Below are 8,816 nucleotides of genomic sequence, written 5' to 3'. Positions count from 1 at the left end.
CTTTGCCACTGCCAAGACATCGGACTTGGACATTGCAGTTTGCCGACGGAAGTACAAGATCTCTTTATTCGACCGAAAATGGAGAAACACTGTGAGGGACTTAACTCATCGACGAGCGTTGGTTACCGGTGGTGCCGGTTTTCTCGGCAGCCATCTTTGTGAGCGTCTGCTTGAACGAGGTGACGATGTTCTTTGCCTGGACAACTTCTACACCGGCTCAAGGCGAAATATCAGTCACCTGCTCGGCCGCGAAAATTTTGAGTTGATTCGGCACGATGTGACCTTCCCGCTCTATGTCGAAGTCGATGACATTTACAATCTGGCGTGTCCGGCCAGTCCGATCCACTACCAATATGATCCCGTACAAACTACGAAGACAAGCGTGCATGGGGCCATCAACATGCTGGGACTCGCAAAACGTTGCAAAGCCAAAATACTGCAAGCGTCCACTTCGGAAGTCTACGGTGATCCCGAAATGCATCCACAACGCGAGGAGTATTGGGGTAGGGTGAATCCCATCGGTATCCGCAGTTGCTACGACGAAGGAAAACGATGCGCCGAAACGCTGTTTTTCGACTATCACCGCCAACACAAGCTACGCATCAAGGTGGCTCGCATCTTCAATACCTATGGACCCCGCATGCACCCAAACGACGGGAGGGTCGTCAGTAACTTCATCATGCAGGCACTCACAGGTCAAGATATCACGCTGTTTGGAACCGGCAACCAAACACGCAGCTTCTGCTATGTGGATGACCTGGTCGAGGCAATGCTGCGGATGATGGGCACGCCTGACGAAGTTACCGGGCCCATCAATATTGGCAACCCTGGAGAATTTACGATGCTGGAGCTCGCCGAGAAGATCATTGCACTGATCGGGAGCAAATCGAAAATAATCCACCTGCCATTACCTTCGGATGATCCCAAGCAACGTCAACCGGACATTGGTTTGGCAACGAAAATCCTTGGCTGGAAGCCACATGTTGCATTGGACGAAGGTCTTGCGCGGACCATCAACTACTTTGAGCGGCAATTGCAGGTTAGCTGACTGACTCGTCAGGCGTCCATTGCGTTCCCTTCTTCATAGCGTCAATTCGGTGTGGCGTCTTACGAAATCGACTACGCCCTGTATTTCTTGCTCACTGTTGCACTGCATTCGCATTTCATTTGCGGAAGCGCGGATAGTTTTGTCAGCCAATACGCTTTCAACCATTTCAATCAGCTCGGTGGCGGTGACATCCAGGATATTTCCGCGCTTCCCGATATTGTGCGCCACGATACGGGCTGCGTTCCCGAATTGATCGGTCCATGCCGGGAAGACCAGCATGGGTACACCAAAGTTGATACATTCCCGGACTGTTCCGGCGCCCCCCCAGGTAATCGCGAGATCGGCCTTCTTAAGCACCTCAAGCTGTGGGACGCGTTCAAAGATATGAGTATTAGGAGCATGCGCGCTGCTCCGAAATGCCTCAAAAAACGGTCCGCATGCGACGATTAATTGCCAGTCCTCGCGTCGCGAGAAACAGTCAAGAACGACCTCAAGATAGCGTTTGGCCATTCGAAATTTCTTCTTGGAAAGGTCCACTATCGGCGTAGCGTCTTCCGATGCTGAAACCCTGCTTTTTTCAAAGCCGCGGGCGGTGCTGATACTGCAATAGACGATGTGTTTTCCAGATTCGACGATCGACCAATCGAAGTCAGCAAGCTTCCGCGACAGATCGGTTGCACCAAAGTAGCAGCGCGAGGCGTTCGAAGCGATAACTGGCCAGTCGAGTGCACGATGTCCAAAAACGAGTTCGGGAATTTGCGGTCTTCGTTTCCATTCACTCCAAGCCGAACTCATGCCAAGTTGGCGCAGTTCAGGCTCGAAACTGATATCACGGATTTGGTCGATCAGCTTCCGGAGTGAGTCTTCTACATAGTCGAAACAGTCATACGAATAGGCGCGTCCCCTGGTGCCAATCGTCCAAACCCAAAGCATTGTATAAATGAACTTGCTCCCCAAATTTGACCACGCTTTGTCAGATGGAATTAGCGACGAGAAAATTGGGGGGTATTCAGGCAGAAATCTTGATGCAAAAGTGTAGGACACCAAGATCGTGGGCACGCCCATTTTCGCAAATACAATCGATGACAGATTGATATCATCACGAACATCGTCAAGGAAACATAGGTCCAATGAATTCTCTTCAATCAGCGCGGCAAGGCGATTCTGTTTTAGCAGAACGTTCGGTCCATGTTCAGTGAATCGCTTCCACAACCGAAAACGCCTTCTGATCGTGTGCTTCGTCGCTTGAGGTTCAACAATGGGCGCAATCTTGATAGGCTTGAAGCCATGTTGATCCACGTACTGTACGAATACGCTTTCACGGTATACAAAGAACACGGTATTGTGGCCGCGTTCCTGGAGAATATGCGCGAGGCCGAAAGCGGCGTTGAAACACGAGTGCTCCGCCGTAAGCAGGAATCCGATGTTGTAATGTTTTTTCAAACCGAACTCCTGACACGGCACTAAATTCGGATAATCCAAAGGGCATACTTGAATTATCGTTGATGCCGGGCATTGAGGTCAATCGCCGAATTTGGATTTGCATTTGTCGCGGTCCGCAAATGAGGCTTCGGAATTGCTAAGCAAATGCTCCCGTAACCGGGGAGCAACTGTTTCACAAGTTTTCTGTTGTCGACTCCTATGAGAATCTTGTTATCTGACAGCGTTCACGTCACGATGCGCCAATGAAATCCCCGCCTCCGGAGTTATCTTAGGTATGCACAGCACTCATGAAATACTGTCCGCTTTGCCGAAGTGACCTTGAAAACCGTCCTGTTGACGGCGTCGTGCGCCTGGCGTGTTCGTCGGTTGAGTGCCAGTTCGTGAGCTGGAACAATCCCATACCCGTGGTTGCCGGCCTTGTGCGGCACGAAGGCCAGTATCTTCTAGCGAGAAATGCCACCTGGCCGCAAGGCATGTTCTCCATGATCACCGGGTTCCTGGAGCAGGGCGAGTCGCCCGAAAACGCCATTCTCAGGGAAACGGAAGAGGAACTCGGCCTCAAGGGCAGCGAGTGCAAGTTCATCGGACATTACGCTCACCCCAGGTTCAATCAGCTCATCATTGCTTTCGCTGTCGAAGCCAGTGGCGATGTGAAGTTGAACGATGAGATCGCAGAGGTGCGAATGGTTTCGCCCGAGGAGCTTCCCACCTACGACTTCGGGCGACTTGGGCTAATCCGAACAATTGTCACGCATTGGCTGGAACGCGCCTGACGCGGTGGTCGCGTCAACGCGCTTTCGGTGCTTGATTGTTCATGGCTAGCCATTCATTCGGCGATCCGCGCATTTCCCCGTACCCGGGCAGCGTAGCCTGGTAAAGGTTGTCGTAGTAGGTGCCTGGAGTAGAATCATCACAAAGTCAGCAAGGCAGGATCATGCTGATCTGCGCTTCTCTTTATCCCGATTGGGCCTTATGAAACACCGCGTATTCATCTTTTTCGCTGTACTGATACTTGTCGCTTGCTCGCGCATGGATAGAGGTATCAGTGCAAAGATCACAGAATTGTTCGACGCCAGTAATTCGGCGCCAATCGACCTTGCGCAGGTCGGACCACCTTCATGGGAGCGTGTCTGCGTCTTGGGCCCATACGTCACCAACGAAGCGGCTGAACATATCCTTGGCTTTAAGTGGGACGTACAGCGTCAGAGTTCCATCGTCGTTGACGACAGAATCAACCTGGTCGTATTCCTCAAGAACGAGGAGGTGTTGGCATTCACCGAACACCGCAGAGACAAAGGCGACTTCCTCGACCTCAAGCCAAGGTGCCTTGCTCGAACCCAGGCCGTTCTGGTACGGCGGGCTGGAGCCGACGGTCTGGTTCAGTTGGTGTCCGAATGAGGTCTGGCCCAAACACCGAGTGGAATTCCGTAGAGCTGAAGTTGTTTCCGGTGATTCGCGAGACATGGCTTCCCTCACTGCCTCCAACACAGCATAGAAAGGTATATTCATCGTCATGAAACCCATCACACCAAAATTGATCGTTTATGTGTTTGCTGCGTTCCTGTCGTTGTCGCCATTTACGGTCAACGCCCAGACGGACAATTCAGTCGCGCCACAGGATGCCAAGCAAATTGCCATAGATGCCTATATCTACGGCTATCCGCTGGTCACCATGGAAATGACGCGGCGGGTTTCGACCAATGTCGCCAAGCCTGAAGGCACAAGGGCACCGATGGGGCAACAAGCCATCCTGCGCGAGTATCCCACTGCGGCCTTCAAGGATGTCACCGCGCCCAATGCCGACACGCTCTACAGCTCCACCTGGCTCGATGTGGGCCAAGAGCCCTACGTTCTGAGTCTTCCGGAAGCCGATAACCGCTACTACCTCTTCCCGATGCTCGACGGCTGGACCACGGTCTTTCAGGTGCCAGGGAAGCGCACCACCGGTACCGGACCGCAGAAGTACGTCATCACCGGCCCAAATTGGAAAGGCGAACTCCCTGTCGGTATCCCGGAATACAAGTCACCGACCAGCATCGTCTGGGTCCTCGGCCGTATCTACAGCACCGGCACCCCGGAGGATTACGCCAAGGTCCACAAGCTGCAGGACAAGATCTCGCTCGTGCCCCTGAGCTCGTTTCGCAGACCATACCTGCCTCCGGTTGGCAAGATAGATCCCGCCATCGACATGAAGACTCCGGTGCGCGAGCAGGTGAATGCCCTGGATACTGCCGCCTTCTTCAATCTGCTGGCGACATTGATGAAGGACAATCCGGCTGCGCCAGCGGATGCGCCCATCGTCGTAAAAATGGAGCAACTCGGCATCAAGGCTGGTACGCCGTTCGCATTCGCCGAACTCGATCCTGCCGTGCAGGCCGAGCTGCAAGACGTGCCCAAAGTTGCGTTCGAAAAAATCATGGCGCACTTCAAGCGTGCCGGTAAGAACGTCAATGGCTGGGTGTTCACTACCAACACCGGAACTTATGGCACCGACTACCTCCAGCGGGCACTGATAACCGCCATTGGCCTGGGCGCCAACCGTCCTCAGGATGCGGTTTATCCCACTTCGCAAGCGGATGCCAAGGGCCGGCCCTACAGTGGTAAGTACAAATACGTCATGCACTTCCCGAAGGGCAAATTGCCGCCCGTTGACGGTTTCTGGTCGCTGACCATGTACAACGCCGACTACTTCTTCTACGGTAACCCGCTCAATCGCTACACGCTCAGCGCGCGAAACGATCTGAAGGCCAACGCGGACGGCTCGGTTGACCTCTATCTTCAGCACGAGAACCCCGGTCCGGAAAAAGAGTCCAACTGGCTCCCGGCACCTGAGGGCAAGTTTATTCTGATGCTCCGCCTCTATTGGCCCAAAGAAACTCCGCCCTCCATCATCGACGGTAGCTGGGCGATTCCGCCGGTGGTGAAGGTAAAATAGGTTTCTGGCATTCTGTTGTTTTTTTCAACGGGCCGAATTGGCCCCTTAACGAAGGATTTAATATGAAATTCCGTTCTCTCGTCGCTGCTGGTTTTGCAGTTTCCTGCCTCTTTGCAGTACCTGCGGTGGCCAATGAACCCACCTTGACCACGATCAAGCAATCTTCAACGATTAAGCTCGGCTACCGTGAGAACTCCCCGCCGTTTTCGTTTGTTGGTGATGACAAGAAGCCGCGCGGCTACAGTGTTGATCTGTGCTTGCTGGTAGCGACTGACATCGCCAAGCAGTTAAGTATCCCGAATCTGGAAGTGAAGTGGGTTCCGGTGAGCGCACAGAGCCGCTTCGACGCTTTGAAGAAGGGTGAAATCGATCTTGAGTGCGGCAACACAACGCAGACGCTGACGCGTCGCGCCGACTTTGATTTCAGCCTGATGACCTTCGTTGACGGCGCCGGCTTGCTGTTTCGTGCCGGCGAAAATCCGAAATCGATGGAAGAGCTCAAGGGGCAGCGCATCGTCGTGGTGGGCGGTACGACGACCGAAAAGACAATGGAGGCGTTTGTTGCGGACACAAAGCTCGGCGTAAAGCTGATCAAGGCCAAGGACCACGACACGGCGATGGCTTCGCTGCAGGACAAGACAGCAACAGCCTATGCTGCGGATCGTACCGTATTGATCACCACGGCTCTGCTTCGTGGGGAAGGCAAGGATTTTGTTGTCGCTGACAATCAATTTTCCTACGAGCCCTATGGTTTGATGATGCGTCGCGATTCAGATATGCGACTTGCCGTTGATCGCACGCTGGCAAATTTATACCGTAGCGGCGATATCGGACCAGTCCTCCAGAACTGGTTCGGTCCGCTCGGCAAGCCATCTGAAGTGCTCAAGGTGATGATTTACCTGAACGGTCTGCCGGATTAACTCGGAAGCGCGCAAGCAGCTTGAATTGGGCCGGGGATGATGGGTCGGATGCATTGCTCCGATGGCATCTGGATTCTGCTCTGACCCTTTTCGGCTGATCTCGTGAGAGGCATTCCATGTCAGCGCAAGACAGCACTCTCTTCAGCTCGCTCGACATCGGGCAGATTTCCCTGCCTGGCCGTTTGTTCAAGACAGCCACCGCGGAAACGAGAGGTACAGAAGACGGCTTCGCGACGGATGCGGTGACTGAATTCTATGTGCCGATTGCGCGCGGCGGCACACCGCTGATCATTACCGGCAACATCTACGTCAGCCGAGATGGCAAATCGGCACCGCTGCAATTGGGTGCCGACAACGACGACAAGATATTGGCTCTGTCCAAGGTCGTCGACGCCGTTCATGAACAGGGTGCGAAGTTCTTTGCCCAGCTCAATCATTGCGGGCGGCAGGTGATTCCGCCATTTGCCCAGTCGCCCGAAGCGTTTTCTCCCTCCAACGTGAAGGATCTGCTGACCGGCACCAGACCGAAAGCTCTGACGGTGCCACAGATCCAGCGCTTGGTCGGGCAGTTCGCCGATGCCGCCGTGCGTTGTCAGCGCGCTGGCTTTGACGGAGTGCAACTGCATGCGGCGAACGGCTATCTGCTGAGCCAGTTCCTCACGCCCTATACCAATCGGCGAACCGACGATTATGGCGGCACGATCGAGAATCGCACGCGCTTCATTCGCGAGATCATTCGGGCAATCCGTGCGCGCCTCGGCACGGACTTTCCGGTGATCGTCAAGATGAATGGTTCGGACTCGTTGCCGCTACGCAACGGCCTGAAGACCGGCGAACTGGTCGAAGCCGCCGTGATCCTCCAGCGCGAGGGCATTGACGCAGTCGAGATATCTGTCGGGCACTACGAGTCGGGCTTTCCGATGGTGTGCGGCACCTTTGATCTGTGCTTGCGCAATATGCTGCAGGGCAGCATGAGTTACCTCCCACCGCTTCGCCGCACTCTGCTGCGAGTGTTTCGCCCACTGGTCACGCTGGCCTCCAACCTGCTCTGGAAAGGCCGTCAAGGTTACAACCTTGATTTCACGCCGCAGTTCAAGCGGCAACTCACCATTCCTGTCATCTGCGTCGGTGGTTTCCGCACGCGCGAGGCGATGGAAGCGGCAATCCGCCAAGGCAAGTGTGACGCCGTTTCGGCTGGGCGCGCGTTCATTGCCGACCCCTACCTCTACCGCCACATGCGCGATAACAAGCCCGGTCCTCGCTGCGTCGATTGCAATGCGTGTGTCGGCCATCTGGGCGCCCAGCCTGCAGAGTGCTACCACCCGATCGTCAAAGCCGAAAAGGATGCGATGCTGGCTCGCGAGACGAATGTGATTGGTGAGCGCCAACCTTCTCAGCAAGCGGTTTGGTAAAGACAGTCGCATGAAGTTCGGTTCCAGATAGCTCTTGCGCTGAAGTCAGGCCCGGCCTGAAATAGTTCTTCCGTCGATGGGTTTTGCGATCTCAAGTCCGGCATGCGGCGGGTGCGTTATTATTGGGGATGGTCAAACGCCTCGTCACATTGCTTGTTGTCCCAATGGCTATTCTGGTCACGTCGTGTGCGACGCGTTTTGATGCCGACGGGCGGAAAGAAAACCGTTTTGACCCGCGCTATCTGGCCAAGTCCGATATCGACCGGGTGGTCGACACAGACCGAACCGAAGTGATGGCCGGAATGCGCCATATTGCCGTGAAACTCTACAAGCGCAACCCGAAGGAATGGAAGAAATCCGGTCAGCCCAATGCAGCGGCGGCACTTGATCGACTGTTCGCCGGTAGCCTCAATTTCCCCGAACTGGAGGGGCGGCGAGAGGGGGCGGCGGCGCTCTATGCTTTCAGCGCGAACTATCAGGGTGACCGCGTGCTGGCGGTAATGGCCGGGCTGCTGGGAATGGTCTACGCGGCATTCGAGCACAAGGATGATTTTTATATGCTCGATAGTTTGAACGAGCAGAAACTTTACAATTGCGCACGCAACATCGAGATCGCCATCTGGAAGATGTCTTCGACCCGAAACGCCTCCGGCGAACTTCTTTTGCTTTCCAACGAACTGGATCCGGATAACCCGAATCTGAGTTTCGAGCGTGAGTTCGGTCGCGTTATCGGCCTGCTGGATTTCCTTTCCAAGGTGGTTGCTGACAAGAACGGCAGGATGATTACTCGAATAACACAAAGTATTGCGACGTCGGTATTTCTTCCTGTCGGCGGGCTGTAAATCAGATGAAATCCATCGTCATTCTAATCTCCGGCCGGGGCAGCAACATGGAATCCTTGCTTGGCTCGGCCGCTACGGGTGCGCTGCCGGTGACCGTCGCGGCGGTAATTTCCAACCGCCCGGACGCAAAAGGGCTGGAAACGGCGGCCGCGCATGGTATTTCGACGCGGGTTGTCGATCACCGGCAGTTTTCCAGCCGCGAGGCCTTTGATGAAG

The 8,816-nt window shown here is 54.7% G+C and carries 9 protein-coding genes; 8 read left to right on the top strand and 1 reads right to left on the bottom strand.

The genetic code is table 11. From position 1 onward, the window contains the following. The first annotated feature begins 91 nt into the window (after positions 1-91). On the top strand, positions 92-1,048 hold the full coding sequence (locus PROAA_RS06925) for a UDP-glucuronic acid decarboxylase family protein (protein WP_186410643.1): 957 nt from the start codon (positions 92-94) through the stop codon (positions 1,046-1,048). A gap of 33 nt (positions 1,049-1,081) precedes the next feature. Here the strand turns inward: PROAA_RS06925 and PROAA_RS06920 are convergent, their stop codons facing one another. Next, on the bottom strand, positions 1,082-2,491 hold the full coding sequence (locus tag PROAA_RS06920; protein WP_186410641.1) for a glycosyltransferase: 1,410 nt from the start codon (positions 2,489-2,491) through the stop codon (positions 1,082-1,084). 287 nt (positions 2,492-2,778) lie between these two features. On the opposite strand from PROAA_RS06920, the gene PROAA_RS06915 reads away from it, so the two are divergent. The 7 genes from PROAA_RS06915 to purN form a co-directional block, all read left to right on the top strand. Then, positions 2,779-3,264, top strand: coding sequence for an NUDIX domain-containing protein (locus PROAA_RS06915; protein WP_186410640.1), 486 nt, complete (start codon positions 2,779-2,781; stop codon positions 3,262-3,264). A gap of 199 nt (positions 3,265-3,463) precedes the next feature. After that, complete coding sequence (locus tag PROAA_RS06910) at positions 3,464-3,889, top strand: hypothetical protein (RefSeq protein ID WP_186410639.1); 426 nt, start codon at positions 3,464-3,466, stop codon at positions 3,887-3,889. 115 nt (positions 3,890-4,004) lie between these two features. Further along, entirely contained in the window at positions 4,005-5,426 is a 1,422-nt protein-coding gene (locus PROAA_RS06905) for a DUF1254 domain-containing protein (RefSeq protein WP_186410638.1), read from the top strand. Positions 5,427-5,488: 62 nt separating this feature from the next. Continuing rightward, positions 5,489-6,346, top strand: coding sequence for an amino acid ABC transporter substrate-binding protein (locus tag PROAA_RS06900; protein ID WP_186410637.1), 858 nt, complete (start codon positions 5,489-5,491; stop codon positions 6,344-6,346). A 116-nt stretch (positions 6,347-6,462) separates the two neighbouring features. Further along, positions 6,463-7,758 (top strand): oxidoreductase, encoded by a 1,296-nt coding sequence (locus PROAA_RS06895; protein WP_186410636.1) that lies wholly within the window; start codon positions 6,463-6,465, stop codon positions 7,756-7,758. Positions 7,759-7,922: 164 nt separating this feature from the next. Continuing rightward, complete coding sequence (locus tag PROAA_RS06890; RefSeq protein ID WP_245664196.1) at positions 7,923-8,600, top strand: hypothetical protein; 678 nt, start codon at positions 7,923-7,925, stop codon at positions 8,598-8,600. Positions 8,601-8,605: 5 nt separating this feature from the next. Continuing rightward, a partial coding sequence (gene purN / locus PROAA_RS06885) for a phosphoribosylglycinamide formyltransferase (RefSeq protein WP_281182252.1) occupies positions 8,606-8,816 on the top strand: 211 nt, incomplete at its 3' end.

It is taken from the genome of Candidatus Propionivibrio aalborgensis, from assembly GCF_900089945.1.
GTDB lineage: Bacteria > Pseudomonadota > Gammaproteobacteria > Burkholderiales > Rhodocyclaceae > Propionivibrio > Propionivibrio aalborgensis.
Note: the sequence above shows the minus strand (reverse complement) of the source record. Positions and strands in the feature narration are given on the sequence as shown.